General features: G+C 42.9%; 14 protein-coding genes. 4 read left to right on the top strand and 10 right to left on the bottom strand.

Translation table 11 applies throughout. The features are described 5' to 3' along the window. Positions 1 to 148 precede the first annotated feature (148 nt). The 8 genes from LKM37_00130 to LKM37_00165 form a co-directional block, all read right to left on the bottom strand. On the bottom strand, positions 149 to 2350 hold the full coding sequence (locus LKM37_00130) for a glutamine synthetase III (protein ID MCI1719434.1): 2202 nt from the start codon (positions 2348 to 2350) through the stop codon (positions 149 to 151). Between the two features lie 405 nt (positions 2351 to 2755). Beyond that, a complete protein-coding gene (locus tag LKM37_00135) occupies positions 2756 to 2971 on the bottom strand; it encodes a hypothetical protein (protein ID MCI1719435.1) in 216 nt (71 codons plus the stop codon). A 165-nt stretch (positions 2972 to 3136) separates the two neighbouring features. Next, the gene (locus LKM37_00140; GenBank protein ID MCI1719436.1) at positions 3137 to 3628 is read right to left on the bottom strand and encodes a hypothetical protein; all 492 of its coding nucleotides are present in this window, start codon (positions 3626 to 3628) and stop codon (positions 3137 to 3139) included. Positions 3629 to 4034: 406 nt separating this feature from the next. Then, on the bottom strand, positions 4035 to 5234 hold the full coding sequence (locus LKM37_00145) for a pyridoxal phosphate-dependent aminotransferase (protein MCI1719437.1): 1200 nt from the start codon (positions 5232 to 5234) through the stop codon (positions 4035 to 4037). A 136-nt stretch (positions 5235 to 5370) separates the two neighbouring features. Next, positions 5371 to 6873, bottom strand: a complete 1503-nt coding sequence (gene dacB, locus LKM37_00150; GenBank protein ID MCI1719438.1) for a D-alanyl-D-alanine carboxypeptidase/D-alanyl-D-alanine-endopeptidase — start codon at positions 6871 to 6873, stop codon at positions 5371 to 5373. Between the two features lie 138 nt (positions 6874 to 7011). Beyond that, positions 7012 to 7998, bottom strand: coding sequence for a hypothetical protein (locus LKM37_00155; protein MCI1719439.1), 987 nt, complete (start codon positions 7996 to 7998; stop codon positions 7012 to 7014). Continuing rightward, entirely contained in the window at positions 7999 to 9459 is a 1461-nt protein-coding gene (gene purD / locus LKM37_00160; protein MCI1719440.1) for a phosphoribosylamine--glycine ligase, read from the bottom strand. A gap of 47 nt (positions 9460 to 9506) precedes the next feature. Next, the gene (locus LKM37_00165; protein ID MCI1719441.1) at positions 9507 to 10118 is read right to left on the bottom strand and encodes a polysaccharide deacetylase family protein; all 612 of its coding nucleotides are present in this window, start codon (positions 10116 to 10118) and stop codon (positions 9507 to 9509) included. Positions 10119 to 10209: 91 nt separating this feature from the next. Between LKM37_00165 and LKM37_00170 the strand changes: the two genes are divergently transcribed. The 4 genes from LKM37_00170 to dtd all read left to right on the top strand — a co-directional run bounded on the left by LKM37_00170 (position 10210) and on the right by dtd (position 13718). Next, on the top strand, positions 10210 to 11076 hold the full coding sequence (locus LKM37_00170) for a DUF4296 domain-containing protein (protein ID MCI1719442.1): 867 nt from the start codon (positions 10210 to 10212) through the stop codon (positions 11074 to 11076). Positions 11077 to 11112: 36 nt separating this feature from the next. Then, complete coding sequence (locus LKM37_00175; protein ID MCI1719443.1) at positions 11113 to 12357, top strand: amidohydrolase family protein; 1245 nt, start codon at positions 11113 to 11115, stop codon at positions 12355 to 12357. A 62-nt stretch (positions 12358 to 12419) separates the two neighbouring features. Next, entirely contained in the window at positions 12420 to 13196 is a 777-nt protein-coding gene (locus LKM37_00180; protein MCI1719444.1) for a radical SAM protein, read from the top strand. Between the two features lie 69 nt (positions 13197 to 13265). After that, positions 13266 to 13718 (top strand): D-aminoacyl-tRNA deacylase, encoded by a 453-nt coding sequence (gene dtd / locus LKM37_00185; GenBank protein ID MCI1719445.1) that lies wholly within the window; start codon positions 13266 to 13268, stop codon positions 13716 to 13718. Here dtd and deoC read toward each other — a convergent pair. Further along, the gene (gene deoC / locus LKM37_00190) at positions 13715 to 14584 is read right to left on the bottom strand and encodes a deoxyribose-phosphate aldolase (GenBank protein MCI1719446.1); all 870 of its coding nucleotides are present in this window, start codon (positions 14582 to 14584) and stop codon (positions 13715 to 13717) included. The two genes, dtd and deoC, sit on opposite strands and share 4 nt — an antisense overlap. Before the next feature lie 149 nt (positions 14585 to 14733). Next, entirely contained in the window at positions 14734 to 17196 is a 2463-nt protein-coding gene (gene pheT / locus LKM37_00195; GenBank protein MCI1719447.1) for a phenylalanine--tRNA ligase subunit beta, read from the bottom strand. Positions 17197 to 17207 lie beyond the last annotated feature (11 nt).

Here is a 17207-nt window from a genome sequence, read left to right on the forward strand (position 1 = left end):
TTTATTATTACACAAATATAACAATAAACATTAAAGGACGGGAAGTTTTTGTAACAAATTTGTTATAAAACTTCCCGCCCTAATGCTAAATACAACTGATGCGCAACACTGGTTATTTGCAACACGAGCTGTTTGTCACATAAGCTAATTACCTGAATGATTGGAGTTCCCTGTATTTTGGCAGCGGCCACAGCTCATCATCAATCACCATCTCCAGCTTGTCCGCATAGCGGCGAATGGACGCCATATACGGAAGCACCGTATCATAGTAAGCCTTAGCCTTTTGCGGAATATCCTCTATCTTGTTTGCAACCTTGCGCGCCTCAATCAGCTGATGCACATCCTCATGCAGGTTGTTGATGTAACCGGAAATTTTGCTGATTAGCCTTAGCTGCATTGCGCACATTGTAGCATAATCTTTAGGATACAAATCTTTTAGTCCTTTCACATTGGCAATCAGAGAGTTCTGAAAAGTAATAGCTGTCGGGATAACATGATTTGTCGCCAAATCTCCAAGCACGCGCGCCTCTATCTGCAGCTTCTTGACGTAAATTTCATTTAGGACCTCATACCTTGCCATTGCCTCACGGCCGGTCATAATATCCATATCCTCAAAGAGTTTCACGTTTTTCTTATCTATGAATTCTTTGAAGGCCTGCGGAACATTTTTGACGTCTTTTAGACCACGTTTTGCAGCCTCCTTGCGCCACTCGTCACTATAGCCGTTCCCTTCAAAACGTATCTTCTTGGATTCCAGCAAGAACTGGCGGATTACTTTCATCATCGCCTTGTCCATGGAAAGGCCGCTCTCCATGTTCTTATCTACCAGCGCTTTAAAACGTACAAACTGCTCGGCGACAATTGTGTTAAGAACAAAAATTGAAGAGGCGACATTTGCAGAAGACCCTACCGCCCTGAATTCAAAGCGATTACCGGTGAAGGCAAATGGGGATGTTCTGTTGCGGTCAGTGTTGTCCGGAAGAATTTCAGGAATCTGATTTACAATGTGAAGCTTGCTGCGCACTTTAACCTCTTTATCGGTAACTGATGTAAGATTCTTATCTGTAAGGTTTTCTATGCTCTCCACAAGTTTTGTCAAAGTCTCACCGATGAAAATGCTCATAACCGCAGGAGGTGCCTCGCTCCCGCCCAGGCGGTACATATTGTTTAAAGAAGCTACAGTGCTCATTAACAAGTAGCTATGTTCATATACTCCGCGCATTACGGCAGAGAAGAAGCAAAGGAACTGCAAATTTGTGCGCGGCGTACGTCCTGGTTTTAAAAGGTTTACGCCTGTGTCGGTTATCATGCTCCAGTTGCAATGCTTTCCGCTTCCGTTAACTCCGTCAAAAGGTTTCTCATGGAAAATCACTTTAAGTCTGTGCTTTACGGCGATGTTCTTCATGATAATCATCATCATCAGATTTTGGTCAGATGAAATATTAGCCTCACCGTAAATTGGCGCAAACTCAAACTGATTGGGAGCCACCTCATTATGTCTGGTCTTTAGATGTACTCCAAGTTTATATGCTTCAGTTTCAAAGTCTTGCATGAACGCCATCACCCTGCTTGGAATTGCTCCAAAGTAGTGGTCCTCCAGCTGCTGGTCTTTTGCTGCATTGTGCCCTACAAGCGTTCTTCCGCAAATTACAAGGTCCGGACGCGCGCTGTAAAGTGCCTCATCTACAAGGAAATACTCTTGCTCAATTCCAAGCTGCGGTCTTACCTTGTTTACATTTTTATCAAACATTTTGCAAATAGCCGTTGCCGCTTTATCCACAGCTGCAATTGACTTTAAATGAGGAGTTTTCTGATCCAGCGCCTCACCTGTATAAGCGACAAAAACTGTCGGGATACAAAGAGTTTGGCCTATGATAAACGCAGGCGAACTTGGGTCCCAGGCCGTGTAACCCCTTGCCTCAAAGGTATTTCTAAGGCCGCCATTAGGAAAGCTGGACGCATCCGGCTCCTGCTGAATTAGAGTGCTGCCCTTAAAGTTCTCAAACACACCAGCTCCGCCGGCCATGGGATCTGCAAAAGACTCATGCTTCTCGGCCGTAGCATCTGTAAGTGGTTGAAACCAATGGGTATAGTGGGTTGCGCCCATCTTCACAGCCCAGTTCTTCATACCGGCCGCAATCTGGTCCGCAATCTCCCGCTCAATCTTCTCCCCATTGTTAATGGCATTCACAACGGCTGTGTAAGCCTCTGTAGATAAGTACAATTGCATCTTGGGAAGGTCAAAAACATTCATCCCAAAATACTCGGACACAGGTCTGCTGTCCTCATAAAACCTTTTAGCACTGTGAGTTGCAAACTCAGCCAATGCTCTAGTACGTGCGTTGCTCATATTTGATTTTTAAATTAGTGTGCCTATCCTGGTGTGCCTGCACCGGTGTGCCTGCTCCGGTGTACCTGCTCCAGTGTGCCTGACGGTGTGCCTGGCACAAATATATGGCGTTTTGCGGAAAAATGTGCCGCAACAAAGTATTTTTTTAAAAAAACACCTCAAAATTCACAAAATCTGTCGCGAAAAAGGTAATTTTTCCAAAAAATACCTCAAAAAGTCCAATTATCCATGAAATGTTCCTCAAAATGCGCAGAACAGCACTTTACATTCCCACTCCAGAACGCATAAAAAGGCAAAAAGTTAATTTATTGAAAATGTGAGCATTACAAAGCTCACAATTTTTGAGAAAACAAAAAACGCTGTAACTAGCTGATAGTCAGATAGAGTAATTTTTGCCTTTTTAAGCTACTTAAACTTGCTCATCAGCTTCTCAATCAACGCCTTACTCCGCACAATCCTAAAAAAGACATTCATATCATCAAAATTATCCAGAACCAAACTAGCATCGACATCTATATACTGAGCAAGCGGAGATCCTTTCTTTGTGTAAAACAAATATGAATTCCATTGATAATCAGCCGAATTCGCCGTCATGCGTGCAACTACCGGATTATTAACCATATAGATAATTTCATTGAGTTGCCAATTAAGCCTCACTTTTTCAGAAAACTCTGGAGGATAAGTAATTAGCCTGCCTTTTGTTTTGTGTTTTTTGAAAAATAGCCAGTATAGCCAGCAATCAAATAAGAAAACATCTTTTTAATTTTTTCCCCAGCATCCATGTCGTCACCCCTTGCATTGACCACATTTAAACCAGTCTTTTTTTTCTGCAGCGGCATCCACTCTACTTGCATTGACCACATTCACTCCCATTGCAGCATCAAAGCAAGCCTCTTTACAGCAACGCACGAGAAAATGTGCATGATTTGTCATTAGCGCAAAACCGTACAGCACAGCATTATACCTGTGCAGCAGCTTGTTGAGAATTTTCAAAAAAATAATGTAATCTTGTTTCTCACGATAGATTGACTGTCCACCTACACCACGCATTTTTACACTAAAAACACCGTGATCATCAGGCCGTCGTGATTTAGAATAGTGTCCAAAAAATTTACTATAGTCCAGTTCTTCAAGCAGTTCCGCCTTTTCAGGTATCTCCTGCGAATCACCACTTTTCAGCGCACCACAATTTTTGTGCGCATAGCCATTTTCTAACTTCATACCATTTTCCAGTCTCCCGCAATTCCCCAGCTTCTTTCCATTTTCTAACTCCTTCATATCTAACAATTTAAATTATTTCTCCCTCGCAGCCATGGTAGTGGCAACACAAATTTATAAAAATATTTTTCGCGACAGATTTATTATATGCTTTTTTTCATCACCGCTGCTGGACTGCACATGACCGCACTTTGCATACCCCACTCCAGAATGCGCAGAACAGCACTTTACGCATGTCTGGCGCGGGTTTCAAAAGCAGCCACAGGAGCATCTGTAAGGCCATTTTTGTAATCACGACAGATTTACACCTTGCAAGTTTCGGTTTTTATGCAGAATCTAGCGTTGCAAGAAAGAATAAAAAAATCCCGTGGAAAAATTCCACGGGATTTTTTGCCTTGTTATTTTTCCATGTTTGGTAAATCCAAATGTGATGGAAAAATTAACCGTTAAGATGGATCAATCGGGATTATTTTGTTCTTCCCGGATAAGCCTTCAAGCCTTCCTCCAGGCACTTGATAGCGTGCTGAATGTCCTCTACTTTAAGGACATAGGCTAGACGTACTTGGTTGGTGCCGGTGTTAGGAGTTGCATAGAATCCTGCTGCAGGGGCTACCATTGTGGTTTCGCCGTTGTAGTTGAATTCCTCTAGCATCCACTTTGCAAATTTCTCTGCATCGTCAACAGGAAGTGATGCAACTGTGTAGAATGCTCCCATTGGTTTTGGAGTGAATACTCCGGGGATTTTGTTAAGCATATCTATCATGACGTCACGTCTATGGATGTATTCTGCCTTTACTGCAGCAAAGTACTCTTTTGGAGTGTCAAGTGCTGCCTCAGCTGCAATCTGCTCAACAACAGGAGAGCACAAGCGGCTCTGTGCAAATTTCAACAAAGCTGCCATGATGTCCTTGTTCTTTGATACGATGCATCCGATACGTGCGCCGCACATGCTGTATCTCTTTGAAACAGAATCCAATAGAAGGGTATTCTGCTCAATGCCTTTTAACTGCAGGCAAGAGAAGTGAGGAGTGTCTGAATAGCAGAACTCTCTATATACCTCATCTGAAAGCAGATACAGGTCATGTTTCTTTACGATGCCGGCAAGTTTCTCCAATGCATCCTGAGTGTAAAGAGTACCGGTTGGGTTGCCAGGGTTGCAAATCAAAATTGCACGTGTCTTTGGAGTAATGTATTTTTCAACATCTTCCATAGGCGGAACCTTAAAGCCGTCCTCAATTCTTGTAGGAACCGGAACTAGAGTAACTCCGTTCTGAACTGCAAAAGCTCTGTAGTTTGTGTAGAAAGGCTCCATTACAACTACCTCATCTCCAGGGTTGCATACAAGTGAAATCGCAAAATTTACAGACTCGCTGCCTGAAGTAGTAACAATGATGTCCTTAAAATCAACGTCAATTCCAAGATTGTTGTAATACTTAGCCAAGCCTTTTCTGTAGGACTCAACACCCGCTGAATTAGCATAAGCCAAATTATTCAAATGGATGTTTCTGATAGCATCCATCACACATTTAGGAGAGTCAATATCTGGCTGTCCGATGTTTAGATGGAATACTTTGACGCCTCTTTTTTTAGCGGCATCTGCGTATGGCACCAGCTTTCTAATTGGGGAAGCAGGAAGATCTATTGCTTTTTTTGATAGTGTTAACATGATAAAATCTATTTTTAATATTTAATATTTATTTTAACTAAAAGTGTCTCAAATTTCTAATAATCAATTTTTTATATCCCGACAGATAATGCAATAAGCTTGCCGCTAATTTTATTTCAGCTCAGCGCTTGCCACTTTATTTGGCCTCTGCAAGGGACTGCATGAAGCCCTCAAGGCCTTTCTGCATGTGTCTTGTTGGAGCTGAATAATTGTTTACAAGTATTGCAAATCTAATCAAGCCAGTCTTGCCTGCGCCCTTTACAAAACCTGCATAACATTTTACGCTAGAAAGACTTCCGCTCTTTGCATGCACACGTGCCGCAACTACAGGGTCAATATCATCAAGCACACCCTCCAACGTTCCAACTCCCGGATATGGCAGACTCTCAAAGAATTTCTGGAACACATCCTGCTTCTCCATCATTGCATAATATCTGCAGAAGAAAGCAGTTGAAACATAATTCTCTCTGGACAAACCGCAGCCGTCAGCGCTTGTAAATCCATTATCATCAACACCATACTGCTTCAGCAATTTATGAATGCAAGGAAGAGAAGAACGATAGCTTCCAACTCCAGTCATCTTTTTTCCGATGGTCTTTAAAATAGTCTCTGCATAAAAATTATTGCTGATATGATTTGTAACCGTTACAATCTTCCATAACTCAGGGGAATACGTCGTTGTAAGAAGTGTTGGGGTTATATCTCCGTCATCCTTTCTGGCCTCCTCAATTGAAATTACGCTGGCAGGAACGGAAACTCCGTTAGCAACAAGATAATCATGAAATGCATAGCCGCAAGTCAAATATGAGTATTTATTTGATATTCCGTATTTTACAGTATCCCTGTCTATTCCGACGGTTCCCTCAAATGTTCCTACCGGCTCTATGTCAGATGTATAGAATCCGCTTCTGTCTCCGCTCTTTGCAGGACCTGTCGTGACATTATTAATAATTTTAACTCCCGGCGTAAATGGGTAACCCATTACTACTCTGGCAGGTGCGCCAACCGTCTTGCCTGGGATTATTTTGATTTGCTGCACGTCTTCACCAAATGCAAGGCCGCAAGGTGCGCTGCCATAATCAGTTCCAAGATCATCCCAGCACCATGAACCTGGCATCTGCTCTCTCTCAAAGAAGCTGTCGTCTCCAACAATGCTTCCCTCTATCTTATTGATACCGGCCTCTTTAATGGCCTTTGTCCAAACTCCGAATACAGAATCAATTTTGTAAGCTACAGGGTCTGAGGAACCTAGCGTAGGATCGCCGCCTCCGATAATGTAAAGATTGCCGTGAAGCACGCCGCCTTTGATTGAGCCGCTGTAAGCTATTTTTGTTTCAAACTTGTAATTTTCACCAAGATACAAAAGTCCAAGTCCTGTAGTAACAGTCTTCATGGTTGAAGCCGTAAGCAAAGGAAGATTTTCATTCCACTTTGCCAGAACTTTGCCATTTTGATCAACTGCCATTACTCCGGCAACTGCATTTTGCCAGGTGGCATCCTTTTTAAGAACTTCATTAACATATCTTTGCGGGGAGTACCCGTGACCGGAAGGGTAGGCGTCATCTTTTTGTGCAACAGCTGACACCGCTGAGAACGAGATGGTTACGATGGCCAAAAGGGCCGCTAAAAGTTTTTTCATGTCCAAATAGATAATAGTGCTAGCAAAGGTAATGAATTTGTTACAAAAGGCAATTAATTCCAGCAAGGCAACCAATTGCTGGTGCCGCAACTGCAAAACCGGTATTTAACTTATGAAAAATCCTAGCCTGGCTACAGTTTAGCTTATGAAAAAGCCTAGCCTGGCCACTATGAAGGAGCAGAGAAGAATTATGATTTCTATCCTGACAGATTGCTCTTTGTAGCCGGATGTAAAGAAGTTGGATAGTATGACGGCGAGCATTGGTGCTATTAGAATCCCGACAGGTATGTTACCGGCACCAGAGTATAGAAAATAAACAGCTGCGGATAAGACGGCGGAGAGGATTGCCAGACGCAGCCCGTTTGCCTCAGCTATGTTGTTGTGTCCCTGCTCAATAAGTGTCCTGATGATTGCGTGCAGAGATACTATCATTATGCAGAGAATCATGAACAAATCTGCAAGATGCTTGGAGAAAAATTCAAAATTCACTGCGGTCAGCTGCTCTGCAAATTGTGAGCAAAAGACCCCAACATCATTGAATTCCAAGTATCTAAATGAAAGCACATAAATTATCGGGACCAGCGTCCCGCCTATTGACTTAAGAAATATTCTTAATGAGTCTGAACCTACAATAAGCGTAATTATCATCACCACCGGAATTGTCAGAATCAGAGGAGCAAAGAACATTGATGCAAGAGATATCAGGAAGAATGCCAAAAATATCTGCGCTGTTAGCAAACAGTATAGAGACCATACAATGCAAATTGCGGCGGGATAAATTGAGGTAAAATAGACGGCCATGGGGTCGCAGAAAATGAGCGTGGCTGCAACCGCAACTGTGGTGAAAGACTTTGATATGCTGGAGAATAGCTTATCATTAAGAATGTAGAGCGATAATAGAAGAAGCACAGCCGACGCAATTCCGTAGATGATGCTTTTCATTCCGGCGGTCATGACAATATCCATATCCCAGAATCCGGAAAAAAGCGGAATCCACTCCCCCGCCCTCTCATAATTAGTAGGGATAAAAAAACACGTGACAACCTGAAACAGCACTACTGCCGGTAAAGCTATCTTTATCAGCGCATTGCTGCCATTGTTATCTGAATATCCTTGCGAGTACATTTATTTTTTTTCCCGACAGAATTTTATGATGTCTTCTCCAATGTCCCTGCGGAAATATTTTCCGTCATATTTAATATTCTCTATCTCTTTGTAAACGATTGTGCGCCCTGCATTTATTGCAGCAATTGCACTGTCCTTTTCAGATGCGCCAGCTGTGTTTGAGCAGCAGCAGCTGTTTGGTTTGCCTGTACAATTATCTTCTGCCGAGGTATTTGCAGTAATCGCCAGCACGCGGCCGCCGTTTGTTGCAATGCAGCCATGCCCGCCATTTGTTGCATGCCCGCCATTTGTTGCATTGCCGCCATTTGCCGCGCACTCAGCTCCCTGAATCTCCTTTGTACCTGAATGGAAGATTTTTACGGGGCCGCTGAAGGTATTATTGTAGAACAAATCATCACCGTCCATCGGAATCCCCTTTTTATACTCCTGAGGATAACCTTTTGATACGCAGACTACTGTAAGCGCTCTCTTTGGAGAGATTTCTATCTTCTCACCTGCAAGTTTTCCCTTTGCACAAGCAATCAGATGGTGCAGCAGGTCAGAATCTATTCTTGTCATAACAGCCTCAGTCTCAGGGTCTCCCATTCTCACATTGTATTCAATTACGTAAGGGTCTCCGCCGCAGTTAATCAGGCCTATAAAGATAAATCCCTTGTAATCAATCTTTTCCTCTTGTATTCCTTTTATTGTAGGCTTAATGATTCTCTCCTCAACTTTTTTCATAAACTCCGGAGTCACAAAAGGAACAGGTGAAACCGCCCCCATGCCGCCTGTGTTAAGTCCTGTATCTCCCTCTCCAATCCTCTTATAATCTTTGGCTTCCGGCAGAATAAGATAATCTTTGCCATCCGTCAGGATAAAAACAGAAGCCTCTATCCCCTTCATAAATTGCTCAATAACAACCGTGTTGCCGGCAGCGCCAAATTTTCCCCCCATCATATTGCGCAGCTCCTCTTTGGCCTGCTTTAAATCATCCAGGATTAAAACACCTTTGCCCGCTGCAAGTCCATCAGCCTTAAGGACATACGGAGCCTTAAGAGATTCCAGAAACTTATCCGCCTCCTGCAATGTTGCAGAACTGAAACTCTTAAATGCAGCCGTTGGAATATTATGTCTGGTCATAAACTCTTTTGCAAACTCCTTGCTTCCTTCCAGCCTTGCCCCGGATGCCGACGGCCCTACAAACAGTACGTTCTTTAAAGCGCTGTCAGACACAAACTTGTCTCTTAGTCCCAAAACCAGCGGCTCCTCCGGTCCTACTACCACAATATCAATTTGATTCTTTTGCACTGCAGCTTTTACGCTCTCAAAATCTTTGGGGCTGCCATCTATGTTTGTTGCAATCTGCGCAGTTCCGGGATTCCCGGGCATGCAGAAAAGTTTTGAGCAATCCTTGCTTTGCTTTATTTTCCAAGCAATTGCGTGTTCGCGGCCGCCGCCTCCCAGTACAAGTACGTTCATTATGCAGTAATTAAACTATCGTGATAAAAATCAATTTTACTATTTGGCTACAACTCTATGCGTGCGCTGTGAAGTCCTTTGCGCTTTATCTCCTCCAATACCAGAGGCAGCGCAATCCACAGATTCTTAGCACATTTCACTGAATCATGGAATACTATGATTACGCCCGGCTCAAGATATTTTACAACATTTCTTGCACAACCTTTTCCGCTTAGACGCTTATTGTAATCTCTGCTGATAATTGTCCAAAGTATTGCGTTATAGCGCTCTCCAAGGACGCGCGCCTGGTTTGGCCCGATGCGGGCGTAAGGCGGACGGTAAAGATTTGAGTGGATTAAATCCCCTGCAATATCAATATCGCGCACATAATCCCCGGTCTTCATGCCCCAGCCTTTTACATGGCTATATGAGTGATTTCCAACAGCATGCCCCCTATTCTTAATCTCCTGGAAAAGCTCAGGGAAAAGCTCAACGTTTTTGCCAAGGCAAAAAAAAGTCGCTTTGGCCCCGTATTTGTCCAGCTGGTCAAGTACCCAAGGCGTCACCTCCGGACGAGGGCCGTCGTCAAAAGTAAGATAGACCTCGTTCCTGTCATTTGGAAGACTCCAAATGAACTTTGGGAACATCCTTTTTATGAATTTGGGAGGATTAATTTTCATTATGGCAAAAATAATAATAAAAACTTAACTTTGCCCGATATACTGAGGCTCAGTAATGATTTTGAAAAAGGTCTGCAAAATATTGAACAGGATGTGGTCTCCGGCGGTTATTCTCTGCGCGGCGGCTCTCTCTTTTTGCATCTCCTGCAAGAGTCATGTTAAGGTTCTGGATAAGAATAAAATGGCTGAGATTGCAGGACAGCTTTATCTTGCCGACCAGTATGCAAAGCAGAATCCGGAATTTTACAATCAGGCAGATAGCGTGCTGATGTACAAGCCAATATTTGATAAGTACGGCTGCACTCTTGAGCAGTACAGAAGCTCCCTCAAATATTATATGAGCGACAATAACTCCTATTACAAAATTCTTAAGAAGGCGGAGGAAATTCTTCAGGCTCAGTTGAATCAGCTTGGCGGCGCAGATTTGGCCGGCAGCTCCCACTACTCCATAATGGACTCGGTAATCATGAGAGGAGGCGCGTATGTTGCTGCTAATCCTAATCTTAGAGCTCAGCGATGGATTATAGCCCAGTATGAAAATTACACCTGCAACATGCTTGATTCTTTCTGCACGGACATTCCGCAGAACAGCGAGTGGTGGCAGAACAATCTAAAAATCAAAAAGACAAAGAACTTTGTAATGAGCTTGCCAGGTTTTAATTCAGGCTCGGGCTCTGCTCCGGCAGCTTCTCCTGCAGCTAGTCAAGTATTTGTACCTCAAGAAGATATGATAGACAACGGAAATGCAAATATCCCTGCATCAGAAGTGAAGAAAGGGAGAGAAATCAAAAATAATTTCATGAACGGAGCCTCATCCAACGGGACCGTTGACAGAACTTTAACCACCGGCAAGAAGCTTCCGGAAAATGGAATTCATAAAAAAAAGATGAACAAAAAGCAGCTGGAGCAAATAAAAAGAGAATCTAAGGAGGAGCAAACAGACGGCTGGATTCACTAATTTTCATTAATCTTTTTTACAAATAATATTCTAATAATGAGAAAGATAGCGGCAGATTTATTATTCACTACAAACACGGAACACAAGAGTTTTGCCCCAATAAAAAACGGGTGCATAACTATCGGCGACAAAGGAGAAATTTTAGAAATCAGACAGTTAAGTAATGTTGAAGTAGCAGCTGCCGCAGAGAAAAATCCAAAGGAAGTTGCTGACGGAGGGATTGAATTTTATAAAGGCATCATTTGTCCAGGTTTTGTTAATGCTCACTGCCACATAGAGTTATCTCATCTTAAGGGAGCTTTTGAAGAAGCTACGGGAATGAGCGGTTTCATTAATCAGATTAATGCGCTGCGCAATACCGTAGATAAGCAGGGACGTCTTAATGCGATGAAGGCTGAATTTGAAAACTTTTATAATCAAGGGATTGCAGGGTGCGCAGATATCAGCAATTGTGATGAAAGTTTTGAGCTGAAGAAAAATTCGCCTGTATATTTTAGGACTTTTGTTGAGCTGTTTGGCTCAGAACCCAAAGATGCGCAAGATGTTATAAACGGAGGAATCAAACTGCAGGAGGAGGCCCGCGCTATGGGTCTTGACGCAGCGGTTACACCTCATTCTTGCTACACGATTAGTCCTAAGCTTCTGGAAATGGCTGCACAAGAGGGACTTAAAAGCGGATATCTTTCTTATCATTCCCAGGAAAGCCAGGAGGAAGAGGATATGATTATGAAAGGGACCGGAGCGCTTGAGGAGAACTATAAAGGACGCAATCTCTCTACCCCTCCCGTAACGGGGAAAACTGCTCTGCATTATTTTATTGACAGGCTGCTTTCATTTTCAAAGAGTCCGGTGCATGGAAAAATAAACCTTATTCATAACGTTGTAATTAGCCAGAAGGCAATAGATTACGCAAGAGAGAAATTGGTTGAGCCGTTCTTTACTATTTGCCCGCTCTCAAACATTTTCATTCACCGCGCGCTTCCTCCGCTTGAACTTATGCGCAGGAATGAGCTGACAATTTGCCTTGGAACGGACAGTCTGTCAAGCAATAAGGTATTGTCAATGGTGGAAGAAATCAAGTGCGTGCAAGAGCATTTTCCGGAAATTCCGCTGGAGGAAATTCTTGGATGGGCATGCATCAACGGAGCAACCGCCATTGGAAAAGAGGAAGAACTTGGAAGCATCGCCGTTGGAAAGAGACCGGGGGTTGTGCTTATAGATAATATTGATTTTAAGAATTTTAAGCTCACGACGGAGAGCAAATCCACACGTCTTGCTTAATAAAATTCTCCCATATCAGATTGAACTTGAATGGATTATATTTATAGTCAATAAGTAATATCATGGCAACAAAATTATATAATACTATTATCGTAGGGCCTATACACAGCAGAAGATTAGGCAGTTCCCTTGGCATTAACGTGCTTCCGGAATTTGGAAAGTTCTGCAGCTTTGATTGCATTTACTGTGAATGCGGATGGAACAAGGATAATCACAATGATAAGAAACTCCCTACAAAAGAGGAAGTTGGAGAGGCTTTGGAGAAGAGGCTGAGAGAGCTGGATGCCGCGGGGACAAAGGTTGATTCAATTACTTTTTCAGGCAACGGAGAGCCAACGCTTAATCCGGAGTTTCCGGAAATTGTGGACATCACTCTAAAATTGCGGGATGAGCTTTATCCTTCCGCCAAAGTTTCTGTCCTTACAAATGCCTCACAGGTAGGACGCAAGGAGGTCAGAGAGGCCTTGATGAAAATAGATAATCCGATTCTTAAAATAGATTCTGCAATTAAGGATTATGTAGATTTTATAGACAGGCCTTATGCCGCATATTCATTGGAGAAAACTATCGAGAATATAAAATTGTTTAAAGGCAATTTTATTCTGCAGACAATGTTTTTGCGCGGCACCGTTGACGGCAAGAGCATAGATTGCAGAAATGCGGAGCATTGCAAAAGATGGGTGGAGCTTGTTAAAGAGCTGAAACCCAGAGAGATTATGATGTACACTTTGGACCGCGACACACCCGCAAAAGATTTGCAGAAGGTCACCCCTGCGGAGATGGCGGAGATTGCAAAGCCGCTTGTTGCAGCCGGTTTCAAAGTTCAAATCAAAGGGTAATCTTCATAGATTCATGATAGTCAAAGTTAAATCTTGATAGATTCATGATAATAAAATGACTGAGTTTTTATGAAAGTTGTTATTCAGAGAGTTACACGGGCAAAAGTTACAATTGACGGAAACGTTAAAGGTGAGATTGGAAAAGGTTTTATGATTCTGGTTGGAGTTGGAGAGGATGACGGAGATGAAGATATTGAGTGGCTCACAAAGAAAATTGTAAACCTGCGCGTTTTTGATGATGCCAACGGCGTGATGAATCTTCCGATTACCGAGATTAACGGCAATATCTTGCTAATCAGTCAGTTTACTCTAATGGCAATGACCGCAAAAGGGAACCGTCCATCATACATCCGCGCCGCAAAGCCGGAAATTTCTGTTCCGATTTATGAGAAATTCATCTCTTCTTTAAGCTCCGCGATGGGTCATGAAATTCAGACCGGAACTTTTGGAGCGGATATGAAAGTTGAACTTGTAAATGACGGCCCGGTTACCATCTTGATAGACAGCAAGAACAGAATTTAGAAGTAACTGACAGTCTCTCCTTTAAGAACACTCAGCAAATTGTTTGCAAGTCCGCTTGCACCAAGGCGGAACAATTTTGGAGTTGCCCATTCTCTGCCCAAAATACTTTGAGTGATAGCAAGATACGTGATTGCATCTTCCGGAGTTCTTATTCCTCCGGCAGCTTTGAAACCAACCTTTCTCCCTGTCTTTTCATAATATGCTTTGATACACTTGCACATTACTATGGCCGCCATTGGTGTTGCCGCAGGCTCCATTTTTCCGGTAGATGTCTTTATGAAATCTGCGCCCGCCTCCATTGCTAAAAATGAGGCAGTTGCAATATTTTCTATACTTACCAAAGCCCCCGTTTCCAGGATAACTTTAAGCATGTTGTTCCCGATAGTTTCTCTTATCCCTTTGATTTCTTCTGACGCATAGTCATAATTCCCATTCATGAAAGCATTGAGAGCCAGCACTATATCAATCTCATTTGCACCATCTTCAACGGCGCATTTGCACTCCAGCTCTTTTACATTCAGGAAACTTTGAGCTGTAGGGAAGCATGCCGCAACTGTTGTAATATCCACTCCGCTAACGCTAAGAACATCCTTGATTGTTTTTGCAAAATTCGGGTAAACACAGATTGATGCAGGAAGCGGATACTCAGGGAAGTGAGCGTTGAAGTAATTTACTTTCTTAACCAGCCGCGTTATTTTTTCAGTGGTATCAGTTGAGTGCAAAGAGGTCAGGTCTATGAAGCCAAGGCTTTTTGCATAGTTTTCTGCGGTCATCATCAGCTGCAGGTTGCCGCGGACTTCATTCAGTTCTGTGTCAATTGTTTGTGAGGTCAGCTCAAATTGATATTTCTCCAATAGATTCTCCATATTCAAATCTGTATTTTACTTTTTAATAGTTCAAATAAATTTTTAATAGCTCCGTCTCGCCTTATCCATTCTCGCCTCCCCTATTTTTGCTAAAGCAAAAGGGATCGGCTGCGGCTGAGCCGGCTGCGGCGGACTATTAAAAATTTATTTTATCTGAGTTCAGCCTTAAATTCTTTTTTGAATGTCTCAAGCAACTTACTCATGATAGCCTCAACCGCCTGGTCTGTAAGAGTCCTGTCGGGATCCTGCAAAACAAAATTAATCGCATACTGCTTCTTGCCCTCCGGAATTTTATCCCCGGTATAAACATCAAACAATGACATCTCCTTAAGCACCTTCTTCTCAACAGAATACGCAACCTTGCGAATATCTGCAAATGAAACATCATAATCCAGCAACAAAGCCAAATCCCTTCTAACCTCCGGATATTTAGGCAATTCCGTAAAGGACATCTTGTTGCTCTTTATCTTCTTAAGCAGCACATCCCAAGAAATTTCCGCAGCATAAACTTTCTGCTTAATTCCGAACTTGCGCAATAAGGCAGCTGATACGGTGCCCATTACAGCAATTTCTTTTCCTCCCTGGACTTTATATGAAAGACCGTCGGAGAATATATCGGCAGGTGCGCCGCAATAATCCAGGTCCTTAAGCTCTACTCCAAACTTCTTGAGCAGCAGTTCCATATAGCCTTTCAAAGAGAAATAATCTCCTCCAACCGTACTGTTTCTCCACCCTTTCTGCCCCTCTCCGGTAATAAACATTGCAAACTTAGGACGCTCATTATAAGCCTTTAGCGAACTCTTCTCATCCTCCTGCTTTACATAATCGGGATTAAAGAAATAGGCATTTCCAACCTCGTAAAGTTTCAGCTCAGTCTGCTGACGGTGAATGTTATACGCAATTACCTCCAGGCCGTTAAGAATCAAAGTCTGGCGCATGCAATTTAAATCTGAACTAAGCGGATTGTAAATCATCACGCAGTTTTTGCGCGGATAAGTTAGAAGAGAATCATAGTACTCGCTCTTTGTCAGAGAGTTATTCATCATCTCCATAAATCCGTTTGCAGAAAGATATTCAGAAGCAATCATTCTTATTCTCTCAGGATCCGGTTTTGGCGCAACATTTACCGAGCATCTCATGTGGTCCGGAAGGTCCACGTTGTTATACCCGTAAATTCTCAGAACATCCTCAACCACATCACATTCCCTGTACACATCAACTCTGTATGTCGGCACTTTTACAGTACAGCCTTCCGGAGTAGAATTAACAAATTCCATCTCCTGATACTCCAGAATTTTCTTTATTGTGTCAGCGCCAATTTTCTTTCCAATAAGCGCCTCCATTCTTGCATAATTTAGTTCTACTATTTTCTTCTCGACAGGTTTTGAAACAACATCCTGCACCTTTCCAACAACCTCTCCACCAGCAAGTTCCTGAGCCAGCAGAGCCGCGCGTTTAAGCGCATAAAGTGTGATGGCAGGATCACATCCTCTCTCATATCTGAATGAAGCGTCGGTCTTTAAAGTGTGGCGCTTAGAAGTTTTTCTGATGCACGTTGGATTAAAATAAGCGCTCTCAAAAAATATAGAAGTTGTCTCATCTTTAACGCCGCTGTCCAGACCTCCAAAAACTCCCGCCATGCACATAGGCTCCTCTGCATTGCAAATCATTAAGTCCTTGTCAGACAGCTCTCTCTCAACGCCATCCAACGTTGTAAACTTAGTTCCCTGCTTGCAAAAATCTACAACAATTTGACCGCCTTTTATTTTTGAGGCATCAAATGCATGCATTGGATTTCCCGTCTCCATCATCACAAAATTTGTGATGTCCACAATGTTGTTGATTGGACGCAAGCCAATTGAAAGCAGCTTGCTCTTAAGCCATTCCGGAGACTCTTTAACTTTAATATTTTTAAGCGTAACGCCGCTGTAACGCGGAGCTGCATCGCCCTGTTTTACAATCACTTTTATTCCTTCTCCGTCACCCTCCCTGAATGCGTCAACTGAAGGAAATGTTGTCTCTCCTCCTATGTTGTTGAGCTTCAAATAAGCAGCAAGGTCACGCGCAACTCCGATATGAGATGAGGCGTCTATTCTGTTAGGTGTAATATCTACGCTGTAAGTAGTATCTGACTTCAAATGAAAATACTCTTTGGCCGGCGTACCCACCTTTGAATCAGCAGGCAACACCATGATGCCGCTATGATCTGTTCCAACTCCAAGTTCATCCTCAGCACACAACATTCCAAAAGATTCTACTCCGCGAATTTTAGATTTTTTAATCTTGACATCTTCTCCGCCTATCGTGAGCTTAGTACCAAGAGTGGCAAGCATAACTTTCTGACCGGCAGCGACATTTGGCGCTCCGCAAACAATCTGCAGCGGCTCTCCCTCTCCGGTATTTACTTTTGTGATATGAAGATGGTCAGAATTTGGATGCGCAACGCACTCCAAGACCTCTGCAACTATCACACCTGCAAGACCTCCGGGAATTTCCTCTGTCTCTTCCTGAGACTCAACCTCCAGGCCAATGCTGTTAAATACCCTTCCCAGTTCATCCGGTGAAAGATTAAACTTAACATACTCCTTTAACCAATTGTAAGATATATTCATGTTCGTCTAAA

This window comes from Bacteroidales bacterium (assembly GCA_022647615.1).
Classification (GTDB): domain Bacteria; phylum Bacteroidota; class Bacteroidia; order Bacteroidales; family UBA932; genus Egerieousia.

Coding starts and splice junctions, on each gene's coding strand:
- dtd (MCI1719445.1), top strand. CDS start 13,266: ATGAAAGTTGTTATTCAGAGAGTTACACGGGCAAAAGTTACAATTGAC.
- dacB (MCI1719438.1), bottom strand. CDS start 6,873: ATGAAAAAACTTTTAGCGGCCCTTTTGGCCATCGTAACCATCTCGTTC.
- LKM37_00165 (MCI1719441.1), bottom strand. CDS start 10,118: ATGAAAATTAATCCTCCCAAATTCATAAAAAGGATGTTCCCAAAGTTC.
- LKM37_00145 (MCI1719437.1), bottom strand. CDS start 5,234: ATGTTAACACTATCAAAAAAAGCAATAGATCTTCCTGCTTCCCCAATT.
- pheT (MCI1719447.1), bottom strand. CDS start 17,196: ATGAATATATCTTACAATTGGTTAAAGGAGTATGTTAAGTTTAATCTT.
- LKM37_00155 (MCI1719439.1), bottom strand. CDS start 7,998: ATGTACTCGCAAGGATATTCAGATAACAATGGCAGCAATGCGCTGATA.
- purD (MCI1719440.1), bottom strand. CDS start 9,459: ATGAACGTACTTGTACTGGGAGGCGGCGGCCGCGAACACGCAATTGCT.
- LKM37_00135 (MCI1719435.1), bottom strand. CDS start 2,971: ATGGTTAATAATCCGGTAGTTGCACGCATGACGGCGAATTCGGCTGAT.
- LKM37_00130 (MCI1719434.1), bottom strand. CDS start 2,350: ATGAGCAACGCACGTACTAGAGCATTGGCTGAGTTTGCAACTCACAGT.
- LKM37_00175 (MCI1719443.1), top strand. CDS start 11,113: ATGAGAAAGATAGCGGCAGATTTATTATTCACTACAAACACGGAACAC.
- LKM37_00140 (MCI1719436.1), bottom strand. CDS start 3,628: ATGAAGGAGTTAGAAAATGGAAAGAAGCTGGGGAATTGCGGGAGACTG.
- LKM37_00170 (MCI1719442.1), top strand. CDS start 10,210: ATGTGGTCTCCGGCGGTTATTCTCTGCGCGGCGGCTCTCTCTTTTTGC.
- deoC (MCI1719446.1), bottom strand. CDS start 14,584: ATGGAGAATCTATTGGAGAAATATCAATTTGAGCTGACCTCACAAACA.
- LKM37_00180 (MCI1719444.1), top strand. CDS start 12,420: ATGGCAACAAAATTATATAATACTATTATCGTAGGGCCTATACACAGC.